Annotated in this window: 19 protein-coding genes; 8 read left to right on the plus strand and 11 right to left on the minus strand. The window is 66.6% G+C overall.

Going from position 1 to position 15,366, the window contains the following annotated elements:
• Nucleotides 1-8: 8 nt before the first annotated feature.
• The gene (locus J2X65_RS24735) at nucleotides 9-596 is read right to left on the minus strand and encodes an MEDS domain-containing protein (protein ID WP_310207428.1); all 588 of its coding nucleotides are present in this window, start codon (nucleotides 594-596) and stop codon (nucleotides 9-11) included.
• A 340-nt stretch (nucleotides 597-936) separates the two neighbouring features.
• Here J2X65_RS24735 and J2X65_RS24740 point away from each other — a divergent pair, with 340 nt between their 5' ends.
• Entirely contained in the window at nucleotides 937-1,182 is a 246-nt protein-coding gene (locus tag J2X65_RS24740) for a 4-oxalocrotonate tautomerase family protein (RefSeq protein WP_310207431.1), read from the plus strand.
• Between the two features lie 140 nt (nucleotides 1,183-1,322).
• Here J2X65_RS24740 and J2X65_RS24745 read toward each other — a convergent pair whose 3' ends face one another.
• Both J2X65_RS24745 and J2X65_RS24750 read right to left on the minus strand, forming a co-directional pair.
• The gene (locus J2X65_RS24745) at nucleotides 1,323-1,946 is read right to left on the minus strand and encodes a response regulator (protein WP_310207491.1); all 624 of its coding nucleotides are present in this window, start codon (nucleotides 1,944-1,946) and stop codon (nucleotides 1,323-1,325) included.
• Between the two features lie 70 nt (nucleotides 1,947-2,016).
• Nucleotides 2,017-2,388: a response regulator gene (locus J2X65_RS24750; RefSeq protein ID WP_310207436.1), complete on the minus strand. Its 372-nt coding sequence runs from the start codon at nucleotides 2,386-2,388 to the stop codon at nucleotides 2,017-2,019.
• 364 nt (nucleotides 2,389-2,752) lie between these two features.
• On the opposite strand from J2X65_RS24750, the gene J2X65_RS24755 reads away from it, so the two are divergent.
• The 3 genes from J2X65_RS24755 (at nucleotide 2,753) to msrA (ending at nucleotide 4,713) form a co-directional block, all read left to right on the plus strand.
• Nucleotides 2,753-3,469: a type 1 glutamine amidotransferase domain-containing protein gene (locus tag J2X65_RS24755; RefSeq protein ID WP_310207440.1), complete on the plus strand. Its 717-nt coding sequence runs from the start codon at nucleotides 2,753-2,755 to the stop codon at nucleotides 3,467-3,469.
• Between the two features lie 5 nt (nucleotides 3,470-3,474).
• Entirely contained in the window at nucleotides 3,475-4,083 is a 609-nt protein-coding gene (locus tag J2X65_RS24760) for a flavodoxin family protein (protein ID WP_310207494.1), read from the plus strand.
• A 105-nt stretch (nucleotides 4,084-4,188) separates the two neighbouring features.
• Nucleotides 4,189-4,713 carry a peptide-methionine (S)-S-oxide reductase MsrA gene (gene msrA, locus J2X65_RS24765; protein WP_310207443.1) on the plus strand — a complete coding sequence of 175 codons (525 nt, stop codon included), beginning with the start codon at nucleotides 4,189-4,191 and terminating at the stop codon, nucleotides 4,711-4,713.
• Nucleotides 4,714-4,803: 90 nt separating this feature from the next.
• Here the strand turns inward: msrA and J2X65_RS24770 are convergent, their stop codons facing one another.
• From J2X65_RS24770 to J2X65_RS24800, 7 genes are all read right to left on the minus strand, one after another.
• Nucleotides 4,804-5,625 (minus strand): enoyl-CoA hydratase/isomerase family protein, encoded by an 822-nt coding sequence (locus J2X65_RS24770; protein ID WP_310207446.1) that lies wholly within the window; start codon nucleotides 5,623-5,625, stop codon nucleotides 4,804-4,806.
• 38 nt (nucleotides 5,626-5,663) lie between these two features.
• Nucleotides 5,664-6,296, minus strand: coding sequence for an isochorismatase family cysteine hydrolase (locus J2X65_RS24775; protein WP_310207449.1), 633 nt, complete (start codon nucleotides 6,294-6,296; stop codon nucleotides 5,664-5,666).
• 27 nt (nucleotides 6,297-6,323) lie between these two features.
• Nucleotides 6,324-6,848, minus strand: coding sequence for a hypothetical protein (locus J2X65_RS24780; RefSeq protein WP_310207452.1), 525 nt, complete (start codon nucleotides 6,846-6,848; stop codon nucleotides 6,324-6,326).
• A gap of 23 nt (nucleotides 6,849-6,871) precedes the next feature.
• Nucleotides 6,872-7,771, minus strand: a complete 900-nt coding sequence (locus tag J2X65_RS24785) for an alpha/beta hydrolase (RefSeq protein WP_310207455.1) — start codon at nucleotides 7,769-7,771, stop codon at nucleotides 6,872-6,874.
• Nucleotides 7,772-7,776: 5 nt separating this feature from the next.
• Nucleotides 7,777-8,802 (minus strand): alpha/beta fold hydrolase, encoded by a 1,026-nt coding sequence (locus J2X65_RS24790; RefSeq protein ID WP_404977794.1) that lies wholly within the window; start codon nucleotides 8,800-8,802, stop codon nucleotides 7,777-7,779.
• A 32-nt stretch (nucleotides 8,803-8,834) separates the two neighbouring features.
• A complete protein-coding gene (locus tag J2X65_RS24795; protein WP_310207459.1) occupies nucleotides 8,835-9,257 on the minus strand; it encodes an organic hydroperoxide resistance protein in 423 nt (140 codons plus the stop codon).
• Nucleotides 9,258-9,326: 69 nt separating this feature from the next.
• Nucleotides 9,327-10,604: an epoxide hydrolase gene (locus J2X65_RS24800; RefSeq protein WP_310207462.1), complete on the minus strand. Its 1,278-nt coding sequence runs from the start codon at nucleotides 10,602-10,604 to the stop codon at nucleotides 9,327-9,329.
• Nucleotides 10,605-11,033: 429 nt separating this feature from the next.
• Between J2X65_RS24800 and J2X65_RS24805 the strand changes: the two genes are divergently transcribed.
• The 4 genes from J2X65_RS24805 to J2X65_RS24820 are packed head-to-tail and all read left to right on the plus strand — an operon-like array spanning nucleotide 11,034 to nucleotide 14,610.
• Nucleotides 11,034-11,861 carry an enoyl-CoA hydratase/isomerase family protein gene (locus J2X65_RS24805; RefSeq protein ID WP_310207464.1) on the plus strand — a complete coding sequence of 276 codons (828 nt, stop codon included), beginning with the start codon at nucleotides 11,034-11,036 and terminating at the stop codon, nucleotides 11,859-11,861.
• Nucleotides 11,839-12,576: an SDR family oxidoreductase gene (locus J2X65_RS24810; RefSeq protein WP_310207465.1), complete on the plus strand. Its 738-nt coding sequence runs from the start codon at nucleotides 11,839-11,841 to the stop codon at nucleotides 12,574-12,576. The genes J2X65_RS24805 and J2X65_RS24810 overlap by 23 nt, the downstream gene beginning before the upstream one ends.
• Before the next feature lie 14 nt (nucleotides 12,577-12,590).
• A complete protein-coding gene (gene sdhA, locus J2X65_RS24815) occupies nucleotides 12,591-14,384 on the plus strand; it encodes a succinate dehydrogenase flavoprotein subunit (protein ID WP_310207473.1) in 1,794 nt (597 codons plus the stop codon).
• Between the two features lie 55 nt (nucleotides 14,385-14,439).
• Nucleotides 14,440-14,610: a hypothetical protein gene (locus tag J2X65_RS24820; RefSeq protein WP_310207476.1), complete on the plus strand. Its 171-nt coding sequence runs from the start codon at nucleotides 14,440-14,442 to the stop codon at nucleotides 14,608-14,610.
• A gap of 459 nt (nucleotides 14,611-15,069) precedes the next feature.
• Here the strand turns inward: J2X65_RS24820 and J2X65_RS24825 are convergent.
• On the minus strand, nucleotides 15,070-15,366 hold a 297-nt coding region (locus tag J2X65_RS24825; RefSeq protein WP_310207478.1), incomplete at its 5' end, for a LysR substrate-binding domain-containing protein.

The following is a 15,366-nucleotide window of genomic DNA, read 5'->3' on the forward strand; positions in this document are numbered from 1 at the left end:
CACAAGACTCACGGAGCGCCCCCGCTGGCGCCGTGCCGCCCCGCATCGCCGGAGATGTACTGGGCGGGCGGAACGAAGAACGGGTTCTCCTGCAGGCTGTCACCGATCAGCACCATCGGATGTGTGCGCATGATGTCGATCACCATGTCGCCGCTGAGCTTGCCGGCGTCATAGACGCAGATCACCACGTCGTCGTGCCGGCTCCACAGCTCGTTCACGCGGGCTTCGAAGGCGATGAGATCGGCCATCGCCGGGCGAGATCCGCTTGCCCAGTCCATGTCGCAGACGATGCGGCTGAGAGGATAGCCCTGCTTCTCCTCCGCCATGGCGGTGAACGAGCGGAGCATGCGCTCGCCGTCGAAACGCCCGTCGGGCAGGTAGGTGTCGACGGTACTGCGCAGATCGAGCTGGCCGCTGACGAGCGCCGCGTTGACGTCGATCCCGCGGCCGCGTAGGCGGGCGCGGTGTTCCCGATGGCGGTGCGGGGGAACGATGTGGATCGCCCTCTCGCCGGCGGCAAATCCTTCGGCGACGAAGGGCAACAGGATCCGGTAGGCCTCCTCCTCACCATGGAAGAAGGCGCACACGTGCCGCATGCTTCCCAGTGTTCGGCAGCCCAGATGGATCGACGGCACTTCCCCCACGAGACGGCCCCTACGTCAGCTCGAAGGCAACGACGAAATTGCGCCAGATTTCGTACTTTTCGCAGTCAGAGACGGCAAATATACTAGTCCGCTTTGCCGCCGGATACCAGAAAGTGCCGTCGTTTCATCTCGGAAAAGCACGGGGCTGCCGGATCGCGGCGCGCTGACCGGGTGGCCCCATCACGGAAGGTTGGCGTCAATACCATGGTACTATTTGCCTCACCCGGCGGCTCCCCATGTCGCTTGGATCGGCGCCACCCGGCGCCCGCGATGACATGATGGGAGAAGTTCAATGCCGTTTGTTACTGTCCAGCTGACCCGGGAAGGTACCGAGCCCGGCACGGACTCGCTTACCCCGGCGCAGAAGTCGGCGATCTTTCGCGGCATGAGCCAGGTGCTGCTCGACGTGCTCGGCAAGCCGCCAGCGTGGACCTGGGTGGTGATCCAGGAAGTCGACACGCAGGACTGGGGATGGGGCGGGATGCCCGTGCTCGACTATCGCAAGCAACTCGCCGTGGAGGGCAGCAACACCCCGTAAGGCGCGGGCCGCCACACCGTCGTGGAAGAGCCGGGACGGCCACGTCGCCCCGGCTCTCGCCGCCGCACGCGGCGCCGGGGGTGAGCCGGTGATCCGCTATCCCCGCAAACGGGCGGGCGCCCGGCGCGGCTCGTCGCCCCTCACGCGCTCGTGCCGAGGCCAAGCTTCTCGCTCATCTTCACCAGCTCGGCGAACGATGCCGCCTTCATCTTCTCCATCAGCCGGCCGCGATGCGCCTTCACCGTGATCTCACTGATGCCCAACTCGCCCCCCACCTGCTTGTTGAGCAATCCGGCGACGATCAGATGCATCACTTCGCGCTCGCGGCGGCTCAGCAGCTCGTAGCGTGCCCGCAGCTCTCTGAGCCCGGCGCGCTCGGCGACGATTGCGCGGCTGCGCTCGATGGCGCGCTCCACGGCGGCGAGCAGGACGTGATCCTCGAACGGCTTGGTGAGGAATTCCACCGCCCCCGCCTTCATCGCCCGCACCGTAGTCGGCACGTCGCCAAAGCCGGTGAGGAAAATGATCGGCATCTGCGGCCTCTCATCGGCGATACGGATCTGCAGATCGAGGCCATTCAAGTCGGGCAGGCTCATGTCGAGCAGCACGCAGCCCGGCCCGTCTGGCGCGGCCCATTCCAGAAACGCGCCGGCGCACGCAAAGGCCTCGACACGCCAGCCAGACAACCGCAGCAGCGGCTCCAGCGCCTCGCGGATCGAGACATCGTCGTCGACGATGGCAACTACCGGCCTTCCATCCTGCATGGTCCCGGATCCAAATCTGCGCACGAAGGCCAGGCTGGCACTGTGTGTCAGCGTAAACATGGCAAACCCCTCATTCCCGGTTGAGCGCACGCCAGACAGCACCCAGCATCGCGTCCTCGCTAAAGGGCTTCAGCAGACAGGCCACGGCGCCGCTGCCCAACAGCGCCGGCCACACTTTCTCGTCGGAATGCGCGGTGATGAAGATGATGGGCGTCGCATGCCCCATCCGGCCGAGTTCGCGCTGAAGTTCGGGTCCCGACATGCCCGGCATCGCCACATCGAGAATCAGACAGTCGACATCACCGATCGCACCGGACGCCAGGAAATCCTCGGCCGAGGCAAAGGGACTGGCCTCGAAACCGAACGCGGCCAGCAGATCGGGCAAGGACTCGCGAACCGACTCGTCATCGTCAACGACCGCAATCTTGGTAGGCTCGGCCATCGCAAGTCCTTCTCCCTGACCGCCCGATGAACGGGCCGTCGATGTACTTGCGCACACGGCGGTGAGCCGCGCCGAACGGCGTACGCACCCGGATTGTCGATCATTGCCTGACCGGCGCCCGCGCAGGTTGGGCCAATCAGCCGGCAGGGTCCATGGATACTTTGGTGTCGGTTTGCGCCCGGGCGGGCGTTTGCCCGTCATCCGGCTAGGAACCGGGCGTCCTGGACCGGTTCGCTGCGCCCCGCGCGCCAGCGCGCGCCAACACATACCAAAGTCTCGCCGATACCATCGTGTCGATGATTTCCGGAAATAGTCGCGGCCTAATGCCGGTTACTTGCCACCACGCTCGGCACGGGAGGCCGATATGAAGATACTCATGGTGATGACATCGCACGACAGGCTCGGAGATACGGGGCGCAAGACCGGGTTCTGGCTCGAGGAGTTCGCCGCACCCTATTACGATTACGTGTTCCGCGACAGCGGGGTCGACCTCACGCTGGCGTCGGTCAAGGGAGGCCAGCCGCCGATCGACCCGAAGAGCGACCTTCCCGACAACCAGACGCCGGCGATGACGCGATTCAAGCAGGATGCGCAGGCCCAGAGCGCTCTCGCCGGCACGGTGACGCTCGACAGCGTAAGCGCCGGGGGGTTCGACGCCGTGTTCTATCCCGGCGGCCACGGCCCGATGTGGGACCTCGCCGACAACATCATCTCCACCGGGCTGATCGAGGCCTTCTGGAACGCCGGCAAGCCCGTCGCGGCGGTCTGCCATGCGCCGGCCGTGCTGCGCCATGTGCGCGACGGCGACCGCCCTCTCGTGCAGGGCAAGCGCGTCACCGGCTTCGCCAACAGCGAAGAGGAAGAGATAGGGCTGACCCATATCGTGCCCTTCCTGGTCGAGGATGACCTGAAACGGCTCGGCGGCCTCTACGCGCAGGCGCCCAACTGGCAGAGCTTCGTCATCACCGACGGCCGGCTGATCACGGGCCAGAACCCGGCATCCTCGACCGCCGGCGCCGAAGCCCTGCTGCGGCTGCTGTCGCAGATGCACGACCGTCCCTGCAACGCGAGCGCAGCGTGACCGCCATGCTGGACACCAACATTGTGAAGACCGACATCCGCGTCGCCATCGTGTTCCACAGCGGTTACGGCCATACCGCGCGCCAGGCCGAGGCTGTCCGGCGCGGCGTCGAGAAGGTTCCGGGGGTCTCGGTGCTCTATCTGACATCCGAGGAAGCCCAGGCCCGGTTGGACGATCTGTCCGGAGCAGATGCCATCATCTTCGGCGCGCCGACTTACATGGGCAGCGCGTCCGCGCCGTTCAAAGCGTTCATGGACACAACTTCGAGTGTCTTCGTCTCCGGGGCCTGGCGGGACAAGATCGCCGCCGGTTTCACCAACTCGGCATCGCGCTCGGGCGACAAGCTGTCGACCTTGATGCAGCTCGCCATTCTGGCCGCCCAACTCGGCATGCACTGGGTCAATCTCGGCCTACTGCCCGGCAACAACCTCTCGACCGGCTCCGAAGCCGACCTCAACCGGCTGGGATTCTTCCTGGGCGCCGGGTCGCAATCGAATGCCGACGAAGGGCCGGAGGTGGCGCCGCCGCAATCGGACCTGTTGACCGCCGAACACCTCGGCGAGCGCGTGGCGATGGTGGCCCTGCAGATGGTGCGCGGCCGGGTGGCCGCCTGAACCGGCCGCGGCAGGCTTGCGATGCCGGCCGCGGGACCTATTTTTGACAGGCGCACGGCATCTTACCGCCGTGCGCCTGTCGCTTTGCTCGACATGGAGGACGCAATGACAACGGAACGCGCGGTTCTCGCCGGCGGTTGTTTCTGGGGCATGCAGGATCTCATTCGCCGTCAGGACGGCGTGATCGCGACGCGCGTCGGCTACACCGGCGGCGATGTGCCCAACGCTACCTACCGCAACCACGGTACCCATGCCGAGGCCATCGAGATCATCTTCGATCCGGCCCGCACCAGCTACCGGCAGATGCTCGAGTTCTTCTTCCAGATCCACGATCCGATTACCAAAAACCGGCAGGGCAACGATGTGGGGCTGAGCTATCGCTCGGCGATCTACTACACGAACCCGGAGCAGAAGCGCATCGCCGAGGAGACGGTTCGCGATGTCGACGCGTCAGGTCTGTGGCCGGGCAAGGTGGTGACCGAGATCGCCGCCGTCGGGCCGTTCTGGGAGGCGGAACCCGAGCATCAGGACTATCTCGAACGCTATCCCGATGGCTACACCTGCCACTTCATCCGCCCGGGCTGGAGATTACCGACGCGGGCAGTCGACGACACGGCGAAGGTGGCCTGACCAAGGCCATGTCCCGGGCGGGAGGCACGTGCGCCGCGCCGCCCGGTTCGAGGGCGTCGCGGGTCCGACGAAGAGAGCGCTCAGCAGGCATCAACCGCCGGCGGCGACGTGACGACCAAGGTTCAGCTCCAGCTCGGAACGGACCTGCAAGCCGTGATCGAGAAGCCCGCGGGTGCGGGCTTTGGTTTCCGGCCGCGCCACCGATTCGAAGAAGCGCTCGAGGGCTGGCGGGAAGGCAGCGTTGGCGGGCAGCGACGCCGCGTCGACGAGCCGCTTGGCCTCGGTGATCGCCGCCTTGTCGAAGCCGGCGATGCGCCGGGCGAGGCCATCAACGAACACGTCGAGCTCGCCGTCCGGCAGGGCGCGGTTGACATAGCCGTAGCGCTCGGCGAGCCGGCCGGGGAAGTCGTCCGCGGCGAGGACGGCCTCGAGGGCGCGCCCTCGCCCCATCAGTTGCGCCAGCCGCGCCATCGGGTTGCCGCCCGGCACGGCGCCGATGCCGACTTCGAACTGGCCGAGGATGGCCTTCTCCGCGCTGGCGAAGCGCATGTCGCAGGCGAGCGCGAACTCGCTGCCGGCGCCGCGGGCGCGCCCGCGGACAGCGGCGATCGACACGGCCGGCGCGCGGCTGAGACGCACCAGGACATCGAGCCAGGGGTGCATGCCGGTCGGCCCCGGCGTCATCGCCGCGGTGCGCGCCTTGTCGGCGAGCACGTCGTAATGGGCTAGGAAGAAATCGGTGTCGCGGCTGACGAAAACCACGACGTTCACGCCTGGGTCCGTCTCCAGGCGCCCGACCAGCTCTCTGAGCTCGGCAATCGTGTCGAGATCGACCAAGTTGATCGGCGGGTTGTGGAAAGTCGCCCGCCAGTAGCCGCGGGCCGGACGGTCGATCTCGATCTGCTGCGTCATCGGGCGCCTCACGATCATCTGTTCGGGGACGGGCCGCCTCACGCCGGCGGGGCTGGAAGCCGCTCGATCAACTGCTGCGTCGACAGTATGGCGTGCGCGAAAGTGGGGCCGTTCAGCTCGTGGGCGGCATGCATCATTTCCGGCGAGAAGGCCGCCGTCGCATCGCGCACCAGCGTCACATGGAAGCCGAGCTCCATGGCAAAGCGCCCGGTCGATTCGATGCAGGTGTTGGCCAGCAGGCCGACCAGGATCACATGGGTGATGCCGTGCTGGCGCAGTTGCTGGTCGAGGTCGGTATTGGCGAAGCCGCTCTGCGCCCAGTGCTCCTTGACGACGATGTCGCCCGGTCGCGGCGCGAAATCGGGGTGCCAGTCGCCGCCCCATTCGCCGCGCGCGAAGGAATGCCGCTTCATGATCGCCCGCTGAGTCGGATTGGGGTAGCACCAGCATTCATAGTCGCCGGGCTCCCAGCGCCGATGCGGCACGATGAACACCCTGAGGCCCGCCGCGCGAACGGCGCCGTTGATGCGCCGCAGGTTGTCGATCAGGCCGACCTCCTCGGCGACCTCCCTGACGCGTGGCCATATCTTGCCGCCTTCGGAGAGGAAGTCGTTGTAGGGATCGACGAACAGAAGCGCCGTCGACCGCCTCTCATAATCCGTTGGCATCATGTCTTGTCTCCACGGGTGCTCAGCATCTCACCGGGCGAGCGCCGCGCGCTCAATGCTCGCGGCAAAGAGCGGGGTTTCGCCCCGGTTGTGGGCGATCGACATCGGCGCCCGCTGGGCGCGGAACACGTCAAATGGAATCCCCTGGCGATCGAGGAAGGTGCGGAACGCTTCGGTCGCGGTCGAGCGGACGTGATTGGTGAACTCGCAGCTGCGCTCGTCGATCGGCCGGACGCTCAGTTCCCAGCGGATATGGAGCGTCGTCCGGCCCGTCGGCGTGAAGATGTCGGATTCCGATTCGAGCACCAGATGATCCTTTCGGCCGAGGGTCTCGACATAGTGCTGGACCATGAGGCTCCCGCCGATCACCTCGACATTGATCGACATGCGCCGGCCGTCGGGTGCGGTGGTGAATCCCGCGGCGATGTGGGCGGGCGAGCAGCCCTGGTATTCCTTCTCCGGCAGCGAGAAGCACCATGCCGGGATATCGACCTTGTCGATGGGCGCGTTGATCGTGGCGCTGAAGCTGGAATCGACGATTTCGGTATCATTCATGGCTAGATTCCTTGTGGAATGGGTCAGGTCATCGCGGTGAAGCGGCCTGCGGGAATGCCGGCGGGGACGTCGCCCAGAAATCCGCGTACGATCTCGGCGACCTCATCGGGGGCCGTATCCAGCGCGAAGTGGCCGGCGTCTAGAATGTGAACCTCGGCCCCTGGCACGTCGTGCTGATAGGAGTCGGGCTCGGAGATATCGAAGGAAGGGTCGTACTTGCCCCAGATCACCAGCAGGCGCGGCTGGGTGCGGCGCAGCCAATCCTGCCAGGACGAATAGGCGGCGACGTTCGAGCGATAGTCGTAGAACAGCTCGATCTGGATATCCGCCTGGCCCGGCCGGCTAAGGAACGCGAACTCATCAGTCCACAGATCGGGATCGTAGAGCTCGATCCGCGGGTCGCTGCCGACGTGACGACGGCGTGTGGCCTCCAGCGAGAGCAGGTTGTGGCGTAGTTCCACCTCGTGCGCCGCGCGGTCGGCCCAGAACGCCCGTCGTGGCCCCCACAGCTCGCTGAGACCGCTCTCGTGGGCAACCGCGTTTTGGATGATCAGCGCGTCGACGCGTGCGGGATGGGCCATCGCCATGCGCAGCCCGACCGGGCCGCCATAGTCCTGCATGAAGAGGCTGTAGCGCGACAGGCCAAGCGCGGCCGTGAACGCTGTCATGACCTCGGCAAGGTGGTCGAAGGTGTAGGCGAACTCGGCTGGCGTCGGCGACGCGCTGTGTCCGAAGCCGGGATAATCGGGGGCGATGAGACGGTAGCGATCCGTCAGACGCTGCAGAAGCGGCTCGTACATGCGCGAGGAGGACGGCAGGCCGTGCAGCAGCACGAGCACCGGGGCATCGCGCGGGCCGGCCTCCCGGTAGAAGACCGGCAGCCCATCGATAGCGATGGTCTGGTAGGTGGTCGAATGCGTCATTGCGATCACCCGTGGCTCAGATCGATGACGGCCTGCGCGAAGGCCTGCGGGGCTTCCTGCGGCAGGTTGTGGCCCACGCCACCGCCGACCGTGCGGTGCTCGTAGCGGCCGGTGAACTTGGCGGCGTAATCTTCCGGGCGCGGATGCGGGGCGCCGTTGGCGTCGCCTTCCATTGTGATGGTCGGCACCGCGATCACCGGGCCGGCGGCGAGCGCCTGCTCGATGGCGTCGTACTGCGGCTCGCCCTCGGCCAGCCCGAGGCGCCAGCGGTAGTTGTGGATGACGATGGCGACATGGTCCGGATTATCGAACGCCGCCGCCGAGCGGGCGAAGGTCGCCTCGTCGAAATTCCACCGCGGCGACGCGGTGCGCCAGATCAGCCGCGCGAAGTCGCTCGTGTTGGCCGCGTAGCCGGTCCGGCCGCGTTCGGTGGCGAAGTAGAACTGGTACCACCACGCGAGTTCCGCCGCCGGCGGCAGCGGGCGCCGGTTCGCCGCCGGGCTGCCGATCAGGTAGCCGCTGACGGAGACGAGGGCCGCGCAGCGCGCCGGATAGAGCGCGGCCACGATGTCGGCGGTCCGCGCGCCCCAGTCATAGCCGCCGATGATGGCGCTCGGGATCGCCAGCGCATCCATCAGCGCCAGCACGTCAAGCGCCAGCACTGTCTGCTGGCCGTTGCGGGGGGCAGCGTCGTCCAGAAAGCGCGTCGAACCGTAGCCGCGCAGGAACGGCACAACCACCCGGAAGCCGCGCGCCGCCAGTATCTCGGTGACCTCGGCATAGCTGTGGATGTCGTAGGGCCAACCATGCAGCAGGATGACGGGGGGCCCATCCTTTGGGCCGGCATCGACATAGCCTATGCTCAGCGAACCGGCCCGGATCTGCCGAACCTGATCGAACCCGGCCGTGGGGGCCTGCGCCCGCGCGACCGGCGACATGCCGAGTTCCGCGACGGCCGCCATCGCCACCGTCCGGCCGATGAAGCGTCGACGCCCGGTGTCCGGGGTGTCGCAACCGGGTGAAGTTCTCATCGCCTGTCCTCCCCGACGCCCGTCCATGAGCGTCAGACCGTCACCGTCGTCGCGACACGGATGTTGCCGTGCGTGGCGCGCGAATAGGGGCAAAGGGTGTGGGCCTCGTCGACCAGCGCTTGCGCGACGTCCCGCGGCACGCCCGGCAGGTGGACGTCGAGCCGGGCGCTCAGCGTATAGAACCCGTCGACCAGGCTGAGGTCGACCTCCGCGTCGATGAAGAGGCCGGGCGGCAGCGCGACCTTGGCCTTGCGCGCGGCGATGCCGATCGCGCTCTCGAAGCAGGTCGACCAGCCCGCGGCGAAGAGCTGCTCCGGGTTGGTTCCGGTGCCGTGGCCGCCGGGCGGCGAGATGCGCAGATCAAGATTGCCGTCGGAACTGCGCGAGGTGCCGCCCTCGCGTCCGCCGGTGGTGCGGACCCTGGCGGTGTAGAGAAGCTTGCTCTGGGAATTCATAGCGACGTCTCCCTTGGCGGAAGCGAACGGAAGGAGGGCGCGTTCAGTCGGTTGTCGATGCGTCGCGGCTCATGAGCGGAGCGGCCGGAAGGCCGCGCGCAGCTCGGTGGTGAAGGCGGCCGGCTGCTCCCAGGCGGCGAAGTGGCCGCCCCTGGGCAGCCGGTTGAAGTGGATGAGCTTCGGGAACGCCTTTTCTGCCCAGCTGCGCGGTGCCGCGTAGATCTCGTCGGGAAATACGCTGACGGCCACCGGTATGGCGATGTTCTTCGGGGCGAAGAAGGCGAGCTTGTTCTCCCAGTATAGCCGGGCGGAGGAGATCGCCGTGCCTGTGAACCAATAAAGCGAGATGTTGTCGAGGATGTCGTCGCGGCTCAGCCCTTCGGACGCCCCGTCGAACACGCGGGCGATGAGCTCGTAGCTGCGCGCATCGTGGTCGAGCATCCAGGCGGCGAGGCCGATCGGCGAATCCTCGAGCGCGTAGAGCGTCTGCGGGCGGTTCGCCATCTCCTGCGCATAGCCGAGGCCGTGCTTGTAGAAGAAATCGAGCTGGGCGTAAGCGTTCGCTTCGTCGGGCGACAGGCCGGCCGGGGCAGGCGCGCCGCTCGCCAGCAGCGCGGCGATATCGGCCGGCACTGTCGCCGGCATGTTGGTGTGGATGGCGAGTAGCTCCGGCGGCGCCTGGACGGCCATCTGTTCGGACACCGCGTCGCCCCAGTCGCCGCCCTGCGCGACGAACCGTGTGTAGCCGAGGCGTTTCATCAGTACCGTCCAGGCCCGGGCGATCCGCTGCGGATCCCACCCCGTGACGGTCGGCTTGCCGGAGAAGCCGTGGCCGGGCAGCGAGGGGATGACAACGTCGAACGCATCCTCGGCGGTGCCGCCATGGGCGAGCGGATCGGTCAACGGGCCGACCACCTTGAGCTGCTCGATCACTGAACCCGGCCAGCCATGGGTGATGATCACCGGTAGCGCGCCGGGATGCTTCGAGCGAACATGGATGAAGTGAATGTCGAGCCCGTCGATCTCGGTGACGAACATCGGCAGGGCGTTCAGCCGCGCCTCGATCTTGCGCCAGTCGTGCTCGCTTTCCCAGTAGCCCGCCAGCTTCTTCATGGTGGCGAGCTGCACGCCCTGCGTCGCGTCGCCGACCAGTTCCGGCGTCGGCCACCGCGTGGCGGCGATCCGACGGCGCAGATCGGCAATCGCTGCCTCCGGGACATGCACTCGGAACGGCTTGATGGTGCCGGCATCGGCAGAGAGCGGCGAGGGCGTCATGGTGGCGGCTCCAGCAGCGGCGGCGGCGATCAGGACATCGCGCCGGGTGAGGTGAGAGGGCGTCTTGAACATGGCGGTTCTCCTCAGCAGTCAGGACGGTGGCTGATCGAGCAGGTTTCGACCGCAATATTCGGTGGCTGGGTCCGCCGTGGCGATTGCACGATGGTATCGCCGATACTTTGATATCGGTCCGGCATCGCGCGCGACGTCGCCCACGACCGTCGATGATCTCCGGCAATCCTTGCGCCGACCTGGTGGGCGGGAAGTAGATCACGCCGACCGGCAATGGCTTTTCAGGGAAACGGCGGCCGCGCCAGCCGCGATCACGCGCGGGCTGGGATGCGTCGCGAGGTGCGGTCAGGCTCCGCCGGCACCGAGAGGACGGCGCAGGCGGCGCACACCCGATACGATGGTATCGCCGATACGTTGGGGCAATAGAGACCGGACGCCACCTCTGCCAATTGGTTCGCTCACCGAACTCACCGGGCATGGAGGCAGAAAATGCCGGATCAATTCATCAGGATCGACCGCTCTTCCCCAGCGTACTGGCGGGTCATATTCGACAATCCGCCGCTCAATATATTCGGGCCCAAACACCTCCCGGCGCTGAGGTCGCTGGTGGAAGCCCTGGAGACCGACCCGCAAGTTAAGGTGGTTGTCTTCGACAGTGCCGTCGATGGCTTCTTCATCACCCACTATGATTTTCTCGCCGATCCCAAGGACACGCTGGATCTGCCACCCGGGCCGACGGGGCTGCCGCAGCTGCCGGACCTGCTGGTGCGAATTAGCCGTGCCCCTGTGGTCTCGATCGCCAAGATCCGCGGACGGGCGACAGGTGTTGGCAGCGAACTCGCCCTCGCCAGCGACATGCGCTTTGCCAGCCGTGAAAAGGCGGTGCTGTCGCAGTGGGAGGTCGGCGCCGGCCTGGTGCCGGGCGGCGGCCCGATGGCCCGGCTGCCGCGCCTCATCGGGCGCGGACGCGCGCTCGAGGTGCTGCTCGGCGCCGACGATATCGGGGGCGAACTCGCTGAGCGCTATGGCTATGTCAACCGATCGTTTGCCGACGCGGGACTCGACGGCTTCGTCGACGCTCTGGCGACCCGCATCGCCACCTTCGATCGCCAGGCGCTGGTGGAGACCAAGAAACTGGTGAACATCGCCAGCCTGCCAGCGGATTCCGAGATTACACCGGAATGGGATGCCTTCCTCGCCTCCCTCAACCGGCCGGCGGCGCAGAAGCGCATCCGCAAGCTGATGGACCTCGGCTTCCACAAACCCGGCGATGTCGAGACGCGGCTCGGCCACTATGTCGGCCGGATCGGTGAGTGAGGAACGCGCTATGGACAGCAAAGTCGCCGTCATTACGGGCGCCTCCCGCGGCATGGGTGCCGCCCTGGTCCGCGCCTATCGCGAGATCGGTTACCGGGTCGTCGCGACGGCCCGCACCCTCGGGCCCACCGACGATCCCGACATCCTGACGGTCGCCGGCGACATCGCCGAGCGCGACACCGCGCAGCGGACTATAGCGGCCGGAATGACCCGGTTCGGGCGCATCGATACGCTTGTCAACAATGCCGGCATCTTCATCGCCAAGCCCTTCACGCAGTACACCGAAGCCGACTATGCCGCCGTCCTCGCAGTCAATACGGCGGGCTTCTTCCACATCACCCAGTTCGCCATCGCCGAGATGAAAAAGCGCCGGACCGGCCATGTGGTCCAGATCACCACGACACTGGCCGAACGCGGGAATTCGAGCGTGCCGGCGGTGCTGGCGGCGCTGACCAAGGGCGGGCTGAACGCGGCGACGCGCTCGCTAGCCATCGAATACGCGAAGCAGGGCATACGGGTGAACGCCGTGTCGCCCGGCATCATTCGCACGCCCATGCACCCCAGCGAGACCCACGCGGCGCTCGATGGGATGCATCCGCTCGGCCACATGGGCGACATCGCCGATGTTGTCGGCGCGGTGCTCTATCTTGAGAACGCCCCCTTCGTCACGGGCGAGATCCTGCATGTCGACGGCGGCCAGAGCGCCGGCCAGTGACCGGGGTGCGTCCGATGGGCTCCTACCAAATCATGGATCATTTCTATGACGTGGTGATCGTCGGCGCCGGCGGGGCAGGCCTGCGTGCCGCGCTGGGCATGGCGACGTCGGGCCTCAAGACCGCCTGCGTCACCAAGCTGTTCCCGACGCGCAGCTACACCGTGGCCGCGCAGGGTGGAATGGCCGCCGCGCTCGACAATATGGGCGACGGCGACGACTGGCGGTTCCACATGTACGATACCGTCAAGGGGTCGGACTGGCTCGGCGATCAGGACGCCATCGAATACATGTGCCGCGAGGCGGTGTCGGCCGTGCTCGAACTCGAGCATTACGGCGTGCCCTTCTCGCGGACCGCGGACGGGCGCATCTACCAGCGCCCGTTCGGCGGCCAGACGCTCGGCTACGGGAAGGCGATGGTCCAGCGCACCTGCGCGGCCGCGGACCGCACCGGCCACGCCATCCTGCACACGCTCTACCAGCGCTGCCTCGAACACCGCACCGCATTCTTCATCGAATATTTGGCCCTCGACCTGCTGATGGACGCGGCGGGCGCCTGCCTCGGCCTGATCGCCTGGAACCTCGAGGCGGGAACGCTGCACCGGTTCCACGCCCACCGGACCATTCTCGCCACCGGCGGCTATGGTCGCGTCTACTTCTCCTGCACCGCCGCCCACAGCTGCACGGGCGACGGCAACGCCATGGCGCTGCGCGCCGGCCTGCCGCTGCAGGACATGGAATTCACTCAGTTCCATCCCACCGGCATCTACGGGTCGGGCTGCCTCGTCACCGAGGGAGCGCGCGGGGAAGGCGGCTACCTGACCAATGCGGAGGGCGAGCGGTTCATGGAGCGGTACGCGCCCAGCGCCCGGGACCTGGCCGGACGCGATGTGGTCTGCCGCGCGATGACCATCGAGATCAACGAGGGCCGCGGCTGCGGACCGCGAAAGGATCACATCCTCCTCCACCTCGAACACCTCAGCGCCGACCTGCTGCATAGCCGCCTGCCGGGCATCAGCGAGACGGCGCGGGTGTTCGCCGGGGTCGACGTCACGCGCGAGCCAATCCCGGTGCTGCCGACCGTGCACTACAACATGGGTGGTGTGCCGACCAATCTTCATGGCGAGGTGGTGACGAGCCGCCGCGCGAACCCCGAGATGGTTGTGCCCGGCCTCATGGCCATCGGCGAAAACGCCTGCGTGTCAGTTCACGGCGCGAACCGCCTCGGCTCGAACTCGCTGCTCGACATCATCGTATTCGGCCGGGCGGCGGCGATCCGGGCCGCGGCATGCGTCCGTCCCGGCGAAAAGCACGCCCCCATGCCGCGGGAGGCGACAGAGCGGGCACTGTCGCGTTTCGACCGCCTCCGCTGGGCCAACGGCAACAGCGACGTCGGCGGCTTGCGTCTCGCCATGCAACTGGTGATGCAGCGTCACTGCGCGGTGTTTCGGGACGGATCGCTCCTCGATGGAGGCTCTGGCCAGCTTGACGAGGTCGCCGCCCGGCTTCGTGGCGACCTTCGCCTCGCGGATCGCTCTATGATCTTCAACAGTGAACTTGTCGAGGCGCTGGAACTCGACAACATGATGAGCCAGGCACTGGTGAGCCTTCGTTCAGCCATCGGACGCACAGAGAGCCGAGGCTCGCACGCACGCGAGGACTTCCCGAAACGGGATGATCAACACTGGCTGAAGCACACTTATTGTTGGCTCGATGCCCACGACCAGAGCCGTATCGACTACCGGCCCGTGCACCTCAAACCTTTGTCCAATGACATCGCAGCAATACCGCCCGCCGAGCGCGTGTATTGAGTCGACGCCGCCAGAGTGGCCGGATTCCAATCTCATAAATTCGAGGACGTCGAAAATGGCCCGGCCCACCGATATCGTGAATGCGCTGACCGCCATTCTCCTTCATGCCGAGGCGATCAGGCGCCGCTCGACCGAGCAGGAACGCGCCGAGGTTTCGGAGTCGGCGTCTCACATCACCTATAATGCACGAAGGATCTGGCGCGCCCTCGAAGCCGCCCCGAAGTGAGGTGACGCCGTCGTCGTCCGCCGGCGACTAGGTGTTTCGTCCCGGCATGTCATGGCCGAGGACCGCATCATCCTCAGCGGGATCGTTCATGTTCTTCGGTACGACTGTTGCTCGTGCGACTGCCCGTCGGAGTAGGGCTCCTTCGACAGCGGTCTACGAAGCCTAGGGTCGGGACATATCCCGAGATGGATGCAGCAGGAGCAGGCACTTCCTAGGGGTGACACTTCGAGATGGGACTAGCGCTCTCCATGATTGCCCGAGATGTCTATTGCTCGGCAGCATTTGGGCTTTCCCAAGTATCGCTGGAATGACCGAAATGAGGTCGGCTGTAGAACGGCGCTTATCTGGACAGCGGCAGCCAAAACCGGCCAGTCTGCCACCGGCCCCATACCGGGCGTTCAGACGCGCACCGAGCAACGTCTGCTGCTGGCGCGCCACGCCCATTCAAGTGCTATTCGATCACGGCTCCCAACTCGGCGGACTTCCGATAGACGCACGCAATGCCTCGGTGAAGGCGCGCACCTTCGCGCTCGGCTGGGCGAGGGCGCGCAGAAGGAAGATGCCGCCGGGCGCCGCGTTCCAAGCCTCGTCGCCGAGCCGCAGTCGGACCAGCCTTCCCGCCCTGACATCCGGGCCGGCGACCCAGCTCGACAGGAATGCCACACCCAAGCCTGCCTCAGCCGCTGCGCGCAGGGCTTCGAAATCATCCGAGCGGAACGACACCGTGCCGTTCCCGGCGTGGCCCGCCGGGCAGCC

This window comes from Ancylobacter sp. 3268 (genome assembly GCF_031456575.1).
In the GTDB taxonomy this organism is placed as follows: domain Bacteria; phylum Pseudomonadota; class Alphaproteobacteria; order Rhizobiales; family Xanthobacteraceae; genus Ancylobacter.

Coding starts and splice junctions, on each gene's coding strand:
- J2X65_RS24805 (WP_310207464.1), top strand. CDS start 11,034: ATGCCGGATCAATTCATCAGGATCGACCGCTCTTCCCCAGCGTACTGG.
- J2X65_RS24820 (WP_310207476.1), top strand. CDS start 14,440: ATGGCCCGGCCCACCGATATCGTGAATGCGCTGACCGCCATTCTCCTT.
- J2X65_RS24760 (WP_310207494.1), top strand. CDS start 3,475: ATGCTGGACACCAACATTGTGAAGACCGACATCCGCGTCGCCATCGTG.
- J2X65_RS24770 (WP_310207446.1), bottom strand. CDS start 5,625: ATGACGCAGCAGATCGAGATCGACCGTCCGGCCCGCGGCTACTGGCGG.
- J2X65_RS24795 (WP_310207459.1), bottom strand. CDS start 9,257: ATGAATTCCCAGAGCAAGCTTCTCTACACCGCCAGGGTCCGCACCACC.
- J2X65_RS24735 (WP_310207428.1), bottom strand. CDS start 596: ATGCGGCACGTGTGCGCCTTCTTCCATGGTGAGGAGGAGGCCTACCGG.
- J2X65_RS24780 (WP_310207452.1), bottom strand. CDS start 6,848: ATGAATGATACCGAAATCGTCGATTCCAGCTTCAGCGCCACGATCAAC.
- J2X65_RS24800 (WP_310207462.1), bottom strand. CDS start 10,604: ATGTTCAAGACGCCCTCTCACCTCACCCGGCGCGATGTCCTGATCGCC.
- J2X65_RS24810 (WP_310207465.1), top strand. CDS start 11,839: ATGTCGGCCGGATCGGTGAGTGAGGAACGCGCTATGGACAGCAAAGTC.
- sdhA (WP_310207473.1), top strand. CDS start 12,591: ATGGGCTCCTACCAAATCATGGATCATTTCTATGACGTGGTGATCGTC.
- J2X65_RS24740 (WP_310207431.1), top strand. CDS start 937: ATGCCGTTTGTTACTGTCCAGCTGACCCGGGAAGGTACCGAGCCCGGC.
- J2X65_RS24775 (WP_310207449.1), bottom strand. CDS start 6,296: ATGATGCCAACGGATTATGAGAGGCGGTCGACGGCGCTTCTGTTCGTC.
- J2X65_RS24750 (WP_310207436.1), bottom strand. CDS start 2,388: ATGGCCGAGCCTACCAAGATTGCGGTCGTTGACGATGACGAGTCGGTT.
- J2X65_RS24785 (WP_310207455.1), bottom strand. CDS start 7,771: ATGACGCATTCGACCACCTACCAGACCATCGCTATCGATGGGCTGCCG.
- msrA (WP_310207443.1), top strand. CDS start 4,189: ATGACAACGGAACGCGCGGTTCTCGCCGGCGGTTGTTTCTGGGGCATG.
- J2X65_RS24790 (WP_404977794.1), bottom strand. CDS start 8,802: ATGAGAACTTCACCCGGTTGCGACACCCCGGACACCGGGCGTCGACGC.
- J2X65_RS24745 (WP_310207491.1), bottom strand. CDS start 1,946: ATGCAGGATGGAAGGCCGGTAGTTGCCATCGTCGACGACGATGTCTCG.
- J2X65_RS24755 (WP_310207440.1), top strand. CDS start 2,753: ATGAAGATACTCATGGTGATGACATCGCACGACAGGCTCGGAGATACG.